The organism is Streptomyces erythrochromogenes (assembly GCF_036170895.1).
Lineage (GTDB): Bacteria > Actinomycetota > Actinomycetes > Streptomycetales > Streptomycetaceae > Streptomyces > Streptomyces erythrochromogenes.
The window spans coordinates 3,633,263-3,649,762 of the sequence record NZ_CP108036.1 but is presented as its reverse complement, the minus strand read 5'-3'; the positions used below and the strand labels follow the sequence as shown (position 1 = coordinate 3,649,762).

The following is a 16,500-nucleotide window of genomic DNA, read 5'->3' as shown; positions in this document are numbered from 1 at the left end:
TAGCGGGTTGGGCGGCCGGGATACCGGTGGTGCTGGTCGCGCTGCCGCTGGCGGCGCGCGGGCGGTTGCCCGGCCGGATGGCCACGCACTGGGGCGGTCCGTCCGGCGCGCCCGACGGAGCCTCGTCGTTCGGGGGTGCGGTGGCCTTCCCGGTGGCGGTGTGGGCCGTACTGGTCCTGGGGGTCGCGGCGTTCGCCGCGGCGCGCGCCTGGGCCGCGACCGCGCTGCTGCCCGGCGGTGTGGCCCTGGTGGGTGCGCAGGCGGTGGTCGTACGGGCCAATCTGGACCAGGAGGACTGGCGCCGGGCCGACCTGCCGGGCGTTTGGGCGGTGGTGGCCGTGTGCGCCGCGGCCGCCCTGGCCGCTCTGGCCGGAGGGCTGGCCGACCGTAGGGGGCGGGCGCCGGACGGCCGCCCGCCGGCCCGCGGCCCCGTCATGGACGTTCCCGACGGTGAGCGGCTCGTATGGCTCGCGCGCACGTCGAACCCGTGGCTCCACCTGATCGCCGCCGTGCTGGGGGCCGCCGCTGCCGTCGGCGCGGTCGCCGGGGCGGGCGGGCTGGTGGCCGGGCCGGTGTGGTTCGTGGTGCCGCTCGCCTTCGCCGCCCTCGCGGTCCTCGCGTGTTCTTCCGTGCGGGCGCGCGTCACGGGGGAGGGCCTGGAGGTCGCCTTCGGCCCGCTCGGATGGCCCGTACGACGCTGGCCGGCGGCCGTGGTGGAGTCGGCCCGGGTCGAGGAGCGCCGGCCCGCGCAGGTCGGCGGCTGGGGCTACCGGCTGAGCGGACTCGGTACGACGGTGATGCTGCGCGCGGGCGAGTGCCTGGTCGTCCGCGCGGGCGGCAAGGACTTCGCGGTGAGCGTCGACGACGCGGCGCGCGGCGCGGCCCTCCTCAATTCCCTCGCGCGGTGCGGTGGCGGCGGTGGCGGAGTGGAGCGTCGGTGAAGAAGGGCTCCTGGGGCTGGTCGGACAGGGTTTCCCCTCCGTAAATTACCGGCGGTAACACTCGTGTGAGCCGAGGAGGGTGCGCCGTGGAAGCGGAGCCGAAGCTGGTGGAGCCCGTCCGGACGGTCGTCGACGGAGTGGTGCGCGAGGTGCGGGTACCCGCGCTCGCCGCGGCCCCCGCGCACGGATCCCTCGGGGACATCCCCTTCGACAATGCCGCGCAGGCCCCGAACGAGACCGTACTCGCCCGCAAGGAGGCCGACGGGTCCTGGCGCGACGTCACGGCGGCCGAGTTCGCGGCCGAGGTGCTCGCCGTCGCCAAGGGCCTGATCGCCGAGGGGCTGCGCGAGGGCGACCGGCTCGCCATCATGGCCCGCACGACCTACGAGTGGACCCTGCTCGACTTCGCCGGCTGGGCCGCGGGGCTGGTCACCGTTCCGATCTACCCCACCTCCTCCGCCCTCCAGGCCCGCTGGATCATCCAGGACTCCGGCGCCGTGGCCTGCGCCGTCGAGGACACCGCGCAGGCCCGCATCCTCAGCGCCGAGCGGATCAACCTGCCCTGGCTGGCCCACCTCTGGGAGTTCGACACGGGCGCGATCGGCCGGCTGGTGAAGGCGGGGGAGCGCATCCCCGACGCCCTCGTGCACGCCCGGCGGGGCAACCGGACCCCGGACTCCGTAGCCACCCTCATCTACACCTCCGGCACCACCGGCCGGCCCAAGGGCTGCGTCATCACCCACGCCAACTTCTTCGCCGAGGTGGACAACTCCATCGAGCTGCTGCACCCCGTCTTCAAGTCGGCCAGCAAGGACCCCGCCTCGACCCTGCTGTTCCTGCCGCTCAGCCACGTCTTCGGCCGCATGGTCGCGGTCGGCTGCCTGCGGGCCCGCGTCAAGCTCGGGCACGCGCCCAGCATCCGTACCGAGGACCTCCTCGCCGACCTCGCCGGCTTCCGACCGACCTTCCTCCTCGCCATCCCCTACGTCCTGGAGAAGGTCTACAACACCGCCCGCGCCACCGCCGAGAAGATGGGCCGCGCCTCCTCCTTCGACCGGGCCGCCCGCATAGCCCGCCGCTTCGGCGAGAGCATCGAGGGCAAGGCGCCCGGGCCGGTGCTGCGCGCCGCGCGGGCGCTGTACGACCCGCTCGTCTACCGGCGGATCCGGACCGCGCTCGGCGGTCGCGTCCGCTACATCCTGAGCGGCGGGTCACCGCTGGGGCGCAGGCTCGCCGCCTTCTACACCGGCGCGGGCATCGAGGTCTTCGAGGGCTACGGGCTCACCGAGACGACCGGCGCCAGCACCGTGACCCCGCCGCAGCGGCCGCGGCTCGGCACCGTGGGCTGGCCGCTGCCCGGGACGGCCGTGCGGATCGCGCCCGACGGCGAGGTACTGCTGGGCGGCCGGCACGTCTTCGCGGGCTACTGGAACAGCGGACAGGCGCTCCCGTACGGCAGCTGGCTGGCCACCGGGGACATCGGAGAGCTCGACGCGGACGGGTACCTCACCATCACCGGCCGCAAGAAGGACCTGATCATCACCTCCGGCGGAAAGAACGTGGCCCCGGCGCCGCTGGAGGACTGGCTGCGGGCCCACCCGCTGGTCGGGCAGTGCATGGTGGTCGGCGACAACCGGCCGTACATCGCCGCGCTGATCACCCTGGAGCCGGACGGGCTGTGGCACTGGCGCCAGATGCGGAAGAAGCAGAACGTGCCGATGCGGGAGCTGGTGCGGGACGAGGAGCTGCTCGCCGACCTCCAGCGGGCCGTCGACGACGCGAACCAGCTGGTGTCGCGGGCCGAGTCGATCCGCCGGTTCGCCGTCCTGCCGGGCGACTTCACCGAGGCGCGCGGCCATCTGACCCCGTCGCTGAAGCTCAAGCGGGGTGCGATCGCGCGCGACTACGCCGACCGCATCGACGAGCTGTACCGGGGGCCGCGGGAGGCGTGAGCCGCCATGGACCGGTCGTGCCGCAGGTCGTCCGTCTGCCGATAATCCGCGACGGATCGACTTTCGTTACGCTGGCTGACATGACAGCCATGGCACCCACCCGCACCGAACCGGATCTGTCCTTCCTCCTGGACCACACCAGTCACGTGCTGCGCACGCGGATGAGCGCGCAGCTCGCCGAGATCGGGCTCACCCCGCGGATGCACTGCGTGCTCGTGCACGCCCTGGAGGAGGAGCGCACCCAAGCGCAGCTCGCCGAGATCGGGGACATGGACAAGACCACGATGGTGGTGACGGTCGACGCGCTGGAGAAGGCCGGCCTGGCCGAGCGCCGGCCGTCCAGCACCGACCGGCGGGCGCGGATCATCGCGGTGACCGAGGCGGGGGCGAAGGTCGCGAAGGAGAGCCAGAAGATCGTCGACGGCGTCCACGCGGGCGCCCTCGACTCCCTGCCCGCCGATGAGCGCGAAGTGCTGCTCCGTGCGCTGAACCGGCTGGTCACCGGGCATCTGGAGGCCCCGGTCGAAGGGCCGCGACCGGCTCGGAGGGCGCGTCAGAAAGGGTGATGGCGGGGCGTGCGAACGCTGCGACGAACTCCCACTTAGGTACGTAGAAGATAGTCTGCAACAAAACTATCTGCTACGGTCTCTTCTGTTGGCTCCCGACGACAGGAGAGACCGCCGTGTCCGCCACCTCCGCACCAGCAGCCGCACCGCCCGCGATCGCACCGCAGGCGATCGCACCGAACGCGCACAGCTCCCGCCGGCTCCGGCTCGCGCTCGGCGTCCTGGCGACCGGAATGCTCATGACCGTCCTCGACGGCAGCATCGTCACCGTCGCCATGCCGGCCATCCAGAGTGACCTCGGCTTCACCCCGGCCGGGCTCAGCTGGGTCGTCAACGCCTACCTCATCGCCTTCGGCTCGCTGCTCCTGCTCGCCGGCCGGCTCGGCGATCTGATCGGCCGCAAGCGGATGTTCCTCGCGGGCACCGGACTCTTCACCGCCGCGTCCCTCCTGGCCGGCGCCGCCGCCTCCCCCGGGGTCCTGATCGCCGCACGCTTCCTCCAGGGCGTCGGCAGTGCGATGGCCTCCGCCGTCAGCCTCGGCATCCTCGTCACGCTCTTCACCGGGCCCCGCGAACGGGCCAAGGCCATCGCGGTGTTCAGCTTCACCGGCGCGGCCGGCGCCTCGATCGGCCAGGTCCTCGGCGGCGTCCTCACCGACGCTCTCGCCTGGAACTGGATCTTCCTCATCAACCTGCCCATCGGCATCGCGGCGCTCCTCGTCGCCCTTCCCGCCCTCCCCGCCGACCGCGGCCTCGGCCTGAAGGCCGGCGCCGACACCCTCGGCGCGCTGCTCGTCACCTCCGGGCTGATGCTCGGGATCTACACCGTCGTCAAGATCGACCAGTACGGAGCGGCCTCCACCCACACGCTCGGCCTCGGCGGCCTCTCCCTCGCCCTGCTCGCCGGCTTCCTCGTCCGCCAGGCCACCGCCCGCACCCCGCTCATGCCCCTGCGGATCTTCCGCTCGCGCAGCGTCACCGGCGCCAACCTGGTGCAGATGCTGATGGTCGCCGCCCTCTTCTCCTTCCAGGTCCTCGTCGCGCTCTACATGCAGAACGTGCTCGGATACGGAGCCGCGGGGACCGGCCTCGCCATGCTCCCGGCCGCCGCCGTCATCGGCGTGGTCTCCCTGACCGTCTCGGCCCGCCTCAATGCCCGCTTCGGCGAACGCAGGGTCCTCCTGACCGGACTGGTCCTCCTGATCGGCGTACTCGGCCTGCTCACCCGGGTCCCCGGCGACGCCGACCAGTCCCACTACCTCACCGACCTGCTCCCCGTGATGCTCCTCGCCGCCGGCTTCGGCCTCGCCCTCCCCGCTCTGACCTCCCTGGGCATGTCCGGCGCGAAGGAGGAGGACGCGGGCCTGGCCTCCGGGCTCTTCAACACCACCCAGCAGATCGGCATGGCCCTCGGCGTCGCGGTCCTCTCCACCCTCGCCGCCTCCCGCACCGAGTCCCTCGCCGCGGCCGGCCGCCCCGCCTCCGAGGCCCTGACCGGCGGCTACCACCTGGCCTTCGCGGTCGGCGCGGCCCTCCTCGCCACCGCCCTGGCCGTCGCCGCCACCGTCCTGCGCCGCCCGCCCCGCACCCCCGCACCCTGACACGCCGGCGGGGCTGCCCGGGGAGCACCGGCAACGGTGCTCCCCGGGCAGCCCCGCCGCCACCTCAGGCGACGTCGGACCAGCGGCTGCGCAGCGCCGCCCGCCCGGGGCGCCCGGGCCCGCCCCGGGAATCGGGCCGCATGGGGGTGAGCGTGCCGGTGGCGGCGCGCTCCACGGAGTCTCCGATCGCGCCGGGCGCCACACGCAGGGCTCCCACGGCGATGGCGGCCTTGAGCAGGGCGAGACGGTGGATGCTGGTCATGACGTACTCCTTGGCGCTGCGGGGGAGCGGTGGCGGCCGGCCTGCGGAGCCGAACCTCGTACGACCATTGCGCCCCGCCGCCCCCGCCCCGTCACGCCACTGCAATTCGGGGCTTGACACCGCGGGCAACGCGGGTGCCGCGGCGGGGTCGGGGCGCGACGGGGTGCGGCGGCGCGGTGGAGTCGGGGCGGGGTCGGGGCGCGGCGGAAGCCGGTGGGGGTGGGGTGGGAGGCGCGCGGGGTGGGGGTGGGGCGGCGGTGTTTCGGCGGGGCGGGATCAGGGATGTGCTGGGGGTTTCCCGTCAGTCCCATCGTCTCTCCGGTTCGTGCCGGCCCCTCAAGGGCGCTCCCTTCGGTCGCGTCGCTTCGCGATGTCGCTGCGCTCCACCCTTGACCGCCCGTCCCGCCCCGGAAATCCGAAAGACTGCCGGGAAGCCCCCAAAGGAACGGGCCGGGCCTTCCTTTTCAGGGACGGGCACATCAGTGATGGGCGGGGCGGTTGGGGGAGCGCCCCAAATCGCTACGCGCTCCTGTCGGATGGCGTCCGCAGGCCTCTTGGGCTGGACATAGGCCGCCTCAGATCGCTACGCGCTCCTGTCGGAAGGCGTCTGCGAGCCGTCAAGGGCCGGACATAGGCCGCCCTCGATCGCTACGCGCTTCTCCGAGACCGCGTCCGGCCCTTGTTCGGGGCTGGGCGAGGCGGTTTCGGGGGCGGGCGGGCGATCCATCGGCTGAGCCGATGCCAACCCCCATCAAGGGCGAGGTGGCATCCCAGCCGCCCGCCCAAACAGGGGCAATTGGGGCAAGATGATGGCTCTCCGAGGCCTCCACCCACCTACACCTGGATTGGCATCGCCTCAGCCGTCATCTGACGCTTTTCCTCCCCCAACCGCCTTCGGGCGCCCTCCATGAGGAGCGAATCGGGCCTCTGCGGCCTATTACCAGCCCCAGACGGTCTGCAGTCGCGTGATCGAGGAGCGCGTAGCGATCGATGGCGGCTTATGTCCAGCCCCTGACGGCTCGCAGACGCTTCACGACAGGAGCGCGTAGCGATTTGGGGCGCTCCGGGCCCCCGCCCGGGCCTCTCCGACGCCCCGTCCCTGAAATCTGAGACCGGCCCGTTCCTTTGGGGGGTTCCCGGCTGTCCTCGTATTTCCGGGGCGGGACGGGCGGTCAAGGGTGGAGCGCAGCGACATCGCGAAGCGACGCGACGAAGGAGCGCCCTTGAGGGGCCGGCACGAACCGGAGAGACGATGGGACTGACGGGAAACCCCCAAGACAGCTCTGATGCCGCCCCGCCGAAACTCCGCCCCGCCGAAACTCCGCCCCGCCGAAACTCCGCCCCGCCGAAACTCCGCCCCGCCGAAACTCCGCCCCCCACACCCCGCCCCAACCCACACCCCCACACGCCACCCCACCCCCCTCGCGTTATGCCCCGCTCCTCGTGGGTATCGGCCTGCACGGGAGAGGGGGCGTCGTGCGTGCTGCTGTGCGGGGGTTGGGGCGGGGGCTGGCCGGGGTCGGGGTGGTCGTGGCGCTCGGGGTGGCCGGGTGGTTGATGTGGGTGCTGCCCGGGCCGCAGATGGGGGCGGTGCTCGGCTTCGGGCCCGTCGACGGGGTCGTCTCGGTCCACCGCTGCTACGAGGCCGCCGACGCCGAGGGCTACACGACCGGTACCGACTGCACGGGCTGGTACACCCCCCGGCGGCCGGGAGAGGCGGCGCGCGAGATCGTGCTGGACACGGCCGCCGACGAGTACCGGCGGGGCACCGAGGTGGAGGTGCGGACGGCGAGGGGCCGGGCCTATGAGCTGTCGGGGACGGCCGTGTTCAACTTCGGCACGGCGGCCGGCCTGCTGCTCGTGCCGTTCCTGGCGCTCGCGGCCTGGCTGTTCGCCTGCGCGCGCAGCGGCACGGTGGAGAGCGGCGACGGCTATTTCCTCGTGTCCCTGGTCGGGCTGTTCGCCGCCGTCGTACTGGCGGCGGTGGCCGGGATCCTGGTCGGGATCGGCACCGCCGTGTTCTGACGGCGGCCCCGCCGGATGGTCGTCCGCCTTGTGGTGAGCGGCAGGCCCGCGGGGAACGGTGGGAGCGACCCGACAGGACCGCATCACGGAGGTACGCGCCGATGGCGTCCTACGAGGGGATCCTCAACTGGACCCATTGCCAGTCACCGCGCTCGAACCACAACGACCCCACGAGGCCGGAGCTGGACGTGGTCACCCTCCGGTGGGACGGCGAGCAGGTCGCGCGGCGGGACATGGGGACCGGCGAGACCTGGACCCTCGATGTGGCCCGGCCGCTGCCGGGCCCCGCGACGGTGGAGGTGGTGGTCAGACCCAATGTGGACGGCAGCGTGGAGGACGTCATCGGCACGGTGGTGCTGAGCGAGGACCTCGTGGGCACGGGTTTCCCCGCCACGGACTTCCACGTCGCGGCCTTCGACGAGGCGGGAGCCCAGTACGAGTTGACGTACAGGGTGCGGACGGTCCCCGGCCCCGTCGACGCTCCTCCTCCGGTGGCGTGAACGCTCCCCGGGGCCGGCCCCGGGGAGCTCCGGTCAGGCCTTGGCGGTCGGGCGGTAGGTGCACACGTGCACGCCCGCGGGGCTGATGGCCGTGGAGACCAGTTCGAGGGTGTGCAGGCCGCCGTCCTGCGGGAAGATCGACTTCCCGCCCCCCAGCAGTACCGGCATGATCATGAGCCGGAGTTCGTCGACGAGGCCCTCGCTCAGCAGCGTGCGCGCGAGGGTGGGGCTGCCCATGACGACCAGGTCGCCGCCGTCGCCGTCGCGCAGCTCGCGGATGCGGGCGACGGCCTTGCCGCCGTCGATGCGCGTGGTGTTGTTCCAGGTCAGTTCGTCGTCGCCGAGGGTGTCGGACACGACGTACTTCGGGAGGGCGTTCATCCGGTCGGCGAAGGGGTCGCCGGCCCGCTCGGGCCACGCGGCGGCCATGTTCTGCCAGGTGCGGCGCCCGTACAGCAGCGCGTCGGCCTTCTCCAGGGCCTCGGTGAAGGAGCCGCCGACGACCTCCGGGTCGAAGAAGGGCTGGGTCCAGCCGCCGTGGGCGAAGCCGCCGTCGTTGTCCTCGCCCTGGCCGCCCGGGGCCTGCACGACGCCGTCGAGGCTGATGAATTCCGTGATGACGATGCGCATGGGGTCGTTCCTCTTCTGTCCGGGGTGGTGGGTACGGAAGGAGGACCGCCGGGCGCCGCGGAATGTATCGGTCCCCGGGATTCTTTCTGAGTGATCCGGGTCACATCGCCGTGTGCGGGGTGTGTGGAGTCCGTGGAGCACGCGGGGTCCTGTGGGCGGTGGCGGCCGGATGGGTCGGCAGCGACGCGGGCGTAGATCTGTTCGGTGGCTTCGAACAGGCGGGATCCGGCTGGAAACAGGTTGTCATCGGGCCATTTCGGGCGGAGAGTTGAGATCGTTGTCCGTTCTGTCGCCAGACCCGGTGAAGGCGAGACGAATGGTGCGTCACATCTGCCGGGCGGACGGCGAGTCGGGTCGGAATACCTGATAGACAGTGGATATTCACGGCCAGACCGGCCGCATACCCTTGAACGGCTCCTTGGGGGGATTGCCGCACTGTGAAGCCGCTTCACCGCCACATCGTCAACACCTCGCGCAAGGTCCTGTGCACGGCCGCGCTCGCGGCCAGCCTGACCACTGCCGCGGTCGTGTCCACTCCGTCGACCGCGGACGCGGGAGAGTCCGAACCGACCCCGGACAGTCCGCAGGCCACCGATCGCGGTGACGCCCGGCTGGACCTGCCGGACATCGTCGCCGATCCGCCGCCCGCCGCGGGGACGGGCGCGCAGGAGGGCACCAGCGGCATACCCGCGACCGCCCTCGACGCCTACCACCGCGCCGAGGTCGCCGTCGCGGCGGCGCTCCCCAACTGCAAGCTGCCCTGGCAGCTGCTCGCGGGCATCGGCCGGGTCGAGTCCGTCCACGCCTCCGGCTACGGCCTCAAGGCCGACGGCTACACCGAGAAGCCGATCCGCGGCCCGCGCCTCGACGGCAACGGCTTCGCCGAGATCCGCGACACCGACCGGGGCGAGTTCGACGCGGACGTGGTCTACGACCGCGCCGTCGGCCCGATGCAGTTCATCCCCTCGACCTGGGCCACCTGGGGCGCCGACGGCAACGGCGACGCCAAGCGGGACCCGAACAACATCTACGACGCCGCTCTGGGCGCCGGCCTCTACCTGTGCGCGGGCGACCGGAACCTGTCCGTGGCCGCCGAGCTCGACAAGGCCATCCTCAGCTACAACAACTCCCGCGAGTACGTGAACACCGTGCTCGGCTACATGAAGCAGTACCAGCAGGGTGCGACCGAGGTGGCCAACCCGCCCGTCGGGAACTACCCGCCGGCGCAGCCGGGCACCCTGCCCACGCCCCGCCCGGAGAGCTCGGTCACGCCGACGCCGGCCCCCAAGCCGACGCCGACGCCCACCCCCAAGCCGACCCCCACCCCGACCCCGACTCCGACCCCGGAGAAGCCGGCCCCGCACCTGCAGGACCTGACGGTGCTCGACGGTCCGGGCCTCACCGCCGAGGCGGGCGCGGCCTTCACCGTGGTTCCGCGGGTCAAGCTGCTCCTCAGCGACGGCAAGCCCGCCGCGAACAAGGAAGTGATCTTCGCGGTCGAGGAGGATGCCACCGGTACCCCGGGCACCCTCTTCGGGACGGCGAAGTCCCTGGTGGTCAAGACGGGCTCCGACGGCATCGCCGCCGCGCCCGGCCTGAAGGCCGGGGCCGCGGCGGGCACCTTCACCCTGCGGGCCTCGGCCTACGACACCACGAGCCGCCTCAGCGTGAACTTCGCGGGCAAGGTCACGGCGCCCGCCGCCGACCTGCTCGCCCGCCCGGACGGCTCGAAGCCGATCGTGGCGGTCGCCGGTACGGGCATCAAGGGCGTGGAGGTCCGGGCCACGGCCAAGGGCAAGGCGGTCGCCGTGTCCGGTGTCGTCGCCGGCCTGGGCCAGGAGAAGGACGGGAAGTGGGTGCCGGCCGACCCGGCGACCGCGAAGGGCCCGTACTTCAAGGACGAGACCGGCAAGAAGGTCTTCAGCCTCACGCTGGCGGCGACCGCGGCCGACGGCCGGATCGTCCTGCCGGAGCTCTTCACGGACGCGGACCTCGCTCCGGGCACCTACCAGCTCCGCCTGGTGACCCCGGACGACGTGACCCTGATCCTCGACATCGAGATCACCGCGCCGCCCGCGGCCACCGCGAAGTGACCCCGGCCCGGGCCCGTAAGGCCCGGGCCCGGTCGCTCCGGCCGTAGCAACGGCCAACGACCAACGCCCTGGGGCCCGCACCGTGCACACGGTGCGGGCCCCAGGGCGTATCCGTCCCCCCTCCACCCGGGAGGGGAAAGGCAGGAGCCCTGCCGCTCTGCTCGCGCAGAGGTGACAGGGCTCCTTGGGTACTGCTTTTCCAACCCGCGATTGAGGTTGGCCCAGGCGACTAGGCCGGGGTGACGTTCTCCGCCTGCGGGCCCTTCGGACCCTGCGTGACGTCGAAGTTCACCGTCTGGTTCTCCTCGAGGGAGCGGAAGCCAGAGGCGTTGATCGCGGAGTAGTGGACGAAGACATCCGGGCCGCCGCCGTCCTGGGCGATGAAGCCGAAGCCCTTTTCAGCGTTGAACCACTTCACGGTTCCGGTAGCCATGAGCCCTCCTATGGGCCAAAGGGTCGCCCTGCTCCAGAACCTGCTAAGAAGTCTGAAAACTACAAAAGCCTGCGGGTCACATTCTCCGCAGGCCTCGTACTGCAAGGGAAACCAAACTGCAACTTGCGTCGAGCCTAGCACGCACCATGCGGCCGAGACCAGAGGGAAAGATCACGTCACCCGGACGTTTGAGACCCGCCCCAAGGCTGACGCAGACCGGGGGACTAGTCTCGCGATGTGGACGTCTACCGCAGCCGGCCCCGCGTCGGCCACATTCAGTTCCTGAACTGCCTGCCCCTCTACTGGGGGCTCGCCAGAACCGGCACGCTGCTGGACCTGGAGCTGACCAAGGACACCCCCGAGAAGCTCAGCCAGCGGCTCGTCGACGGGGAGCTGGACATCGCCCCGATCACCCTCGTGGAATTCCTCCGCAACGCCGACCGGCTCGTCGCCTTCCCCGACCTCGCGGTCGGCTGCGACGGCCCCGTGATGTCCTGCGTGATCGTCTCGCAGGTCCCGCTGGACCGGCTCGACGGGGCCCGCGTCGCCCTCGGCTCGACCTCCCGTACGTCCGTACGCCTGGCCCAGCTACTGCTGTCCGAGCAGTACGGCGTACGGCCCGACTACTACACCTGCCCGCCCGACCTGGGCGTGATGATGCAGGAGGCGGAGGCCGCCGTACTGATCGGCGACGCCGCACTGCGGGCCTCGCTCCACGACGCGCCCCGGCTCGGACTGACCGTCCACGACCTCGGGCACATGTGGAAGGAGTGGACCGGGCTGCCGTTCGTCTTCGCCGTCTGGGCCGCCCGGAAGGACTACCTCGCGCGCGAGCCCGCCGTCGTGCAGAAGGTCCACGAGGCCTTCCTCGCCTCCCGTGACCTCTCCCTCGAAGAGGTCACCAAGGTCGCCGAGCAGGCGGCCCGCTGGGAGGCCTTCGACGCGGAGCTCCTGGAGCGGTACTTCACGACGCTCGACTTCCGCTTCGGACCCGACCAGCTGGCCGGCGTAAGGGAATTCGCCCGCCGGACCGGACCGACGACGGGGTATCCCGCGGATGTGACCGTGGAGCTGCTGAGCGCGGTGGTCCAGGAGTGCTGACCGGGTTTACCGCCGGGTAGATCCAAAGCGCCCGTCAGGTGAATGCCCGGTTTCCCGGGAATTCCCGCCCTTTCCGCATTTCTCCGCGGGCAGGGGGAAATGCAAAAGGGTGGCGGCCGCACCCATCCCCAGCCCCGCACCCTAGGCTGCTGCTCGGCCGGGTGCCACAAGACGCCCGGGATCACGGGGAATTGGGGGGACGGGATGCATCCGCTGGAAGCCGGTGAGCCGCGGACCATCGGCGCGTACCGGTTGCTCGGCCGGCTCGGCGCGGGTGGCATGGGCCGGGTCTACCTGGGCCGCAGCGCGGGCGGCCGGACCGTCGCCGTCAAGATCGTGCACCCGCACTTCGCCTCCGACGAGGAGTTCCGGGCCCGGTTCCGCCGCGAGGTCGAGGCGGCCCGGCGGGTCGGCGGCGAGTGGACCGCACCGGTGCTGGACGCGGACCCGGAGGCCCCGGTCCCGTGGGTGGCCACCGGGTATGTGGCGGGGCCCTCCCTGGACCGCGCGCTCGCCTCGCACGGGCCGCTGCCTGAGCTCGCGGTGCGGGCGATCGGTGCGGGGCTGGCACGCGCCCTGGTGGCCGTGCACGGGCTCGGGCTCGTCCACCGGGACGTGAAGCCGTCGAACGTGATGCTCACCCTGGACGGGCCGCGGCTCATCGACTTCGGGATCGCGCGGGCGACGGACGGCACCGCCTCGCTCACCTCCACCGGCGTCTCCGTCGGCTCGCCCGGCTACATGGCGCCCGAGCAGATCCTCGGCAAGGGGATCACCGGGGCGGCCGACGTGTTCTCGCTCGGCGCGGTGCTGGCCTTCGCGGCGACCGGCCGGCCGCCCTTCAGCGGGGACAACTCGGCCACCCTCCTCTACAAGGTGGTGCACGAACCGCCCGAGCTCGGCGAGCTCCCGGCCGGGGACCTGCGCGACCTGATCGAGGCCTGCCTGGCCAAGACGGCCGCCGACCGGCCCGCCCCCGAGGCGGTCGCCGCCGCCCTGGCCGGGGCGCTCGGCGCCCCCGGCTGGCTCCCCGCACCCCTGGTCGAGGAGGCCAGCCGGGCCGCGGTGGCCCTCCTCGACCTCGACGCCGATTCCCCCGGGGGCGCTGCGGCGGGCGGACCGGCTCCGGCAGGGGCCGCGGCCCCTGCCGCACCGGAGGCCGCGTCGGGCCCGGTCCCCTTCACCGCGGGCTCGTACGCCCCCGCCGGCGGCGGCTTCGGGGCGCCGGACCCCTCGTACGGGAGCCAGGGCGCGGGCTTCTCATACGCCGTGCCGGCCGCGGGCCCGTACGGCAGCCCCGCCGAGACCTCCGGCGGGGCCCCGGCGGGAGCCGCTCTGCCGCATCCGCGTACGGAGACCGGCGGGCGCCAGGTCACGGTCAGCGCCGCCGGGCGCCGGTTCAGCTGCACCCTCGTGCTGGCCGCGGCGGCCGCGCTGGCCGTGCTGTCCGGCGGACTGTTCTGGATGGACCTGCTGCCCGGGCAGGGCGGCGACGGGCGGGACCTGGCCGACGCCGGCGCGCGGCCCTCGGCCTCCTCGCCCGCCCCGGGCGCCTCGGCACCGGCGCCGGGCGCGAGCTCCGCGTCGCCCCCGCCCGGGACCCGTACCGACGTCCCCAAGGAGCTCATCGGCACGTGGAAGGGCACGGTCACCACCGCCCGCCTCGGCCTGTCGTCGGAGTTCGAGATCACCATCAAGGGCGGCAAGGTCGGCGAGGTCGTCGCCCGGGACAAGTCGGTCCTGGCTGTCCTCGGCACCGACTGCAGCGGCGACTGGAAGCTCTCCTCGGCCACCGACCGCTCGCTGGTCCTGGACACCGCGGGCGGACCCAACCCGGCCCCCGGGGTCTGCTCCAACGGCTCCGCCGACGAGCGGTTCACCCTCAACACGGACGGGACGCTCCACTACAAGTCGGGCGACACCCCGGCCGGGAACCCCGAGGGAGATCTCAGGCGCAGCCCCTGAAATCCGCCGCCGGGCCCTGGCGTAGGCTGGCTCGGTCCGGACCTTGACACAGACACACCGCCGAAAGGTGACTCCCGGTGACCGACCAGGCCGTTCTCCAGTCTGTCCTCGACCGCGCCGCAGCGGGGGGCCGGATCACCAGGGAAGAGGCGCTCGACCTCTACCGCCACGCGCCGCTGCACGCGCTGGGGCAGGCGGCCGACGCCGTGCGCCGCCGCCGCTACGCCGGCACCGAGCACATCGCGACGTACATCATCGAGCGGAACATCAACTACACGAACGTGTGCGTCACGGCGTGCAAGTTCTGCGCCTTCTACGCGGCCCCCAAGGACACGAAGAAGGGCTGGTCCCGCGACCTCGACGACATCCTGCGCCGCTGCGCGGAGACCGTCGAGCTCGGCGGCACCCAGATCATGTTCCAGGGCGGGCACCACCCCGACTACGGCGTCGAGTACTACGAGCACCACTTCTCCGCCATCAAGAAGGACTTCCCGCAGCTGGTCATCCACTCCCTCGGCGCGTCCGAGGTCGAGCACATGGCCCGCATCTCGAAGGTCTCGGCGGAGGAGGCCATCAAGCGCATCCACGCGGCCGGCCTCGACTCCTTCGCGGGCGCCGGCGCCGAGCTGCTGCCGGCCCGGCCGCGCAAGGCGATCGCCCCGCTCAAGGAGTCCGGCGAGCGCTGGCTGGAGATCATGGAGATCGCCCACAAGCTGGGTGTGGAGTCCACCTCCACCATGCTGATGGGCACCGGCGAGACCAACGCCGAGCGCATCGAGCACATCGCGATGATCCGGGACACGCAGGACCGCACGGGCGGCTTCCGCGCCTTCATCCCGTACACGTACCAGCCCGAGAACAACCACCTCAAGGGCCGGACCCAGGCGACGATCTTCGAGTACCTGCGCATGATCGCGATCGCGCGCCTGTTCCTCGACAACATCGCCCACATCCAGGGCTCCTGGCTGACCGTCGGCAAGGAGGCGGGCCAGCTCTCGCTGCACTACGGCGCGGACGACCTCGGCTCGATCATGCTGGAGGAGAACGTCGTCTCCTCGGCCGGCGCCAAGCACCGCTCCAACCGCCAGGAGATCATCGACCTGATCCGCAAGGCGGGCCGGACCCCGGCGCAGCGCGCGACGACGTACGAGCACCTCCTCGTCCACGACGACCCGGCGAACGACCCGGCCGACGACCGCGTCGTCTCGCACATCTCCTCCACCGCGATCGAGGGCGGCACCGCGCACCCCGAGCTGAAGCTCATCTCCGCGAACTGACGCGTCCGACACGATCACGATGCTGACGCTGCACGCCGCCGAACTCCTGGTGACCGGGCCGGGGTCCGCGCCGCTGGCGGGCGGTGCGGTCCTCGTCGAGGGGGACCGGATCGCCCGCGTGGGCACGTACGAAGACCTCGGCGCGGCCCATTCGCACGCCCGGGTCCGCCGCTGGCCCGGGGTGCTCACCCCGGGGCTGCTGGCGCGCGGGGCGGACGAGCTGCTGGAGCGGACGTACTACCCGGACGACCCGTACGAGGTCACGGAGCTCGGCGCGGACCCGATCACCGGCGGGGAGGCGCTGGACGCCCTGAAGCTGACCGAGTCGCGGTGGGGCAACAGCGCCCGGCGCGGTACGCAGCGGCTGCTGGCCCGCGGGGTGGTGGCGGTGTGCGGCCGCTTCACGGTCGCGGCGGTGCGTACGGCGGTGTCCCGCTCGGGGCTGACGATCCTGCCGCCGGCGCCCTACGAGGGGCGGCCGGCCCTGGATCCCTTCGAGGGCCGGGAGTCGGCGGCGGAGGCCTTCCACGGGGTGCTGGAGCCGGGCGCCGCGGCGCGCTTCGCGGTGTTCGCGGTGGCGGACGAGGCCGAGCTGCTGGCGCGGGGCGCGACCACGTGCGTGGCCACGGTCATCGGGGGACGGCTGCTCCACCGGCGGCGCTGAGCCCACCGTCGATGTCGAGGGTCCCGCTTTCGAGGGTCCCGCTTTCGAGGGTCCCGCTTTCGAGGGTCCCGCTTTCGAGGGTCCCGCTTTCGTGGGGGCCGCGGTCGGCGGGCCCGCTCTCGGCGGGTGCGTGCTCGCCGGGCGGGCCGTGGGCGGGCCGGCTGCCCTCCCGGGCGAGGGCGGCGAGCAGGCAGGCCTGGAGGCGGCTGATCCCGCCGAGCTTGGCCCGTATGTTCACGACGTGGAACTTGACCGTGCTGACGGACAGTTGGAGTTCTCCGGCGAGTTCCCGGTTGGAGGCGCCGGTGGCCAGGCACAGGAACACCGCGGACTCCTGCTCGGTCAGCAGCGCTTCGCAGGGCTGCGCCTCGTGCTGCGCCGGCGGCCCGTCCGGCTCCTCGTACGAGGGGAACCACGCAGGGACGCTGAAGCTGACGACGCGCACGGTTCCCACTCCTCGATGCCCCCCGGTCGGCCCCTTACGGGGGCC

The 16,500-nt window shown here is 72.6% G+C and carries 15 protein-coding genes; 11 read left to right on the top strand and 4 right to left on the bottom strand.

Going from position 1 to position 16,500, the window contains the following annotated elements; genetic code table 11:
- Nucleotides 1-29 precede the first annotated feature (29 nt).
- The 4 genes from OHA91_RS16410 to OHA91_RS16395 all read left to right on the top strand — a co-directional run bounded on the left by OHA91_RS16410 (nucleotide 30) and on the right by OHA91_RS16395 (nucleotide 5,060).
- Nucleotides 30-941 (top strand): SdpI family protein, encoded by a 912-nt coding sequence (locus OHA91_RS16410; RefSeq protein ID WP_308289009.1) that lies wholly within the window; start codon nucleotides 30-32, stop codon nucleotides 939-941.
- An 86-nt stretch (nucleotides 942-1,027) separates the two neighbouring features.
- On the top strand, nucleotides 1,028-2,893 hold the full coding sequence (locus tag OHA91_RS16405; protein WP_328739535.1) for an AMP-dependent synthetase/ligase: 1,866 nt from the start codon (nucleotides 1,028-1,030) through the stop codon (nucleotides 2,891-2,893).
- An 80-nt stretch (nucleotides 2,894-2,973) separates the two neighbouring features.
- On the top strand, nucleotides 2,974-3,459 hold the full coding sequence (locus tag OHA91_RS16400; RefSeq protein WP_266498603.1) for a MarR family winged helix-turn-helix transcriptional regulator: 486 nt from the start codon (nucleotides 2,974-2,976) through the stop codon (nucleotides 3,457-3,459).
- Nucleotides 3,460-3,692: 233 nt separating this feature from the next.
- Nucleotides 3,693-5,060 carry an MFS transporter gene (locus OHA91_RS16395; RefSeq protein WP_408059239.1) on the top strand — a complete coding sequence of 456 codons (1,368 nt, stop codon included), beginning with the start codon at nucleotides 3,693-3,695 and terminating at the stop codon, nucleotides 5,058-5,060.
- 64 nt (nucleotides 5,061-5,124) lie between these two features.
- Here the strand turns inward: OHA91_RS16395 and OHA91_RS16390 are convergent, their stop codons facing one another.
- Nucleotides 5,125-5,322 carry a hypothetical protein gene (locus OHA91_RS16390; protein ID WP_266498601.1) on the bottom strand — a complete coding sequence of 66 codons (198 nt, stop codon included), beginning with the start codon at nucleotides 5,320-5,322 and terminating at the stop codon, nucleotides 5,125-5,127.
- Between the two features lie 1,476 nt (nucleotides 5,323-6,798).
- Between OHA91_RS16390 and OHA91_RS16385 the strand changes: the two genes are divergently transcribed.
- Together OHA91_RS16385 and OHA91_RS16380 are read left to right on the top strand one after the other, a co-directional pair.
- On the top strand, nucleotides 6,799-7,347 hold the full coding sequence (locus OHA91_RS16385) for a hypothetical protein (protein ID WP_136233147.1): 549 nt from the start codon (nucleotides 6,799-6,801) through the stop codon (nucleotides 7,345-7,347).
- A gap of 101 nt (nucleotides 7,348-7,448) precedes the next feature.
- Entirely contained in the window at nucleotides 7,449-7,847 is a 399-nt protein-coding gene (locus OHA91_RS16380; RefSeq protein ID WP_031152521.1) for a hypothetical protein, read from the top strand.
- Nucleotides 7,848-7,880: 33 nt separating this feature from the next.
- Here the strand turns inward: OHA91_RS16380 and OHA91_RS16375 are convergent, their stop codons facing one another.
- A complete protein-coding gene (locus tag OHA91_RS16375) occupies nucleotides 7,881-8,477 on the bottom strand; it encodes a dihydrofolate reductase family protein (RefSeq protein WP_031152522.1) in 597 nt (198 codons plus the stop codon).
- Nucleotides 8,478-8,914: 437 nt separating this feature from the next.
- Here OHA91_RS16375 and OHA91_RS16370 point away from each other — a divergent pair, with 437 nt between their 5' ends.
- Nucleotides 8,915-10,570 (top strand): lytic transglycosylase domain-containing protein, encoded by a 1,656-nt coding sequence (locus tag OHA91_RS16370; protein ID WP_328739534.1) that lies wholly within the window; start codon nucleotides 8,915-8,917, stop codon nucleotides 10,568-10,570.
- Nucleotides 10,571-10,799: 229 nt separating this feature from the next.
- Here the strand turns inward: OHA91_RS16370 and OHA91_RS16365 are convergent, their stop codons facing one another.
- Nucleotides 10,800-11,003: a cold-shock protein gene (locus OHA91_RS16365; protein ID WP_030012116.1), complete on the bottom strand. Its 204-nt coding sequence runs from the start codon at nucleotides 11,001-11,003 to the stop codon at nucleotides 10,800-10,802.
- 237 nt (nucleotides 11,004-11,240) lie between these two features.
- On the opposite strand from OHA91_RS16365, the gene OHA91_RS16360 reads away from it, so the two are divergent.
- The 4 genes from OHA91_RS16360 (at nucleotide 11,241) to OHA91_RS16345 (ending at nucleotide 16,010) form a co-directional block, all read left to right on the top strand.
- Nucleotides 11,241-12,104: a menaquinone biosynthetic enzyme MqnA/MqnD family protein gene (locus OHA91_RS16360; protein WP_031152524.1), complete on the top strand. Its 864-nt coding sequence runs from the start codon at nucleotides 11,241-11,243 to the stop codon at nucleotides 12,102-12,104.
- A gap of 204 nt (nucleotides 12,105-12,308) precedes the next feature.
- The gene (locus tag OHA91_RS16355) at nucleotides 12,309-14,069 is read left to right on the top strand and encodes a serine/threonine-protein kinase (protein ID WP_031152525.1); all 1,761 of its coding nucleotides are present in this window, start codon (nucleotides 12,309-12,311) and stop codon (nucleotides 14,067-14,069) included.
- Nucleotides 14,070-14,146: 77 nt separating this feature from the next.
- The gene (mqnC, locus tag OHA91_RS16350; RefSeq protein ID WP_266498589.1) at nucleotides 14,147-15,346 is read left to right on the top strand and encodes a cyclic dehypoxanthinyl futalosine synthase; all 1,200 of its coding nucleotides are present in this window, start codon (nucleotides 14,147-14,149) and stop codon (nucleotides 15,344-15,346) included.
- Nucleotides 15,347-15,365: 19 nt separating this feature from the next.
- Nucleotides 15,366-16,010, top strand: a complete 645-nt coding sequence (locus tag OHA91_RS16345; RefSeq protein WP_266498587.1) for an imidazolonepropionase-like domain-containing protein — start codon at nucleotides 15,366-15,368, stop codon at nucleotides 16,008-16,010.
- On the opposite strand, the gene OHA91_RS40040 is transcribed toward OHA91_RS16345, so the two are convergent.
- Nucleotides 15,976-16,455: a response regulator transcription factor gene (locus OHA91_RS40040; protein ID WP_328739533.1), complete on the bottom strand. Its 480-nt coding sequence runs from the start codon at nucleotides 16,453-16,455 to the stop codon at nucleotides 15,976-15,978. The genes OHA91_RS16345 and OHA91_RS40040 overlap by 35 nt on opposite strands.
- Between the last annotated feature and the right edge of the window lie 45 nt (nucleotides 16,456-16,500).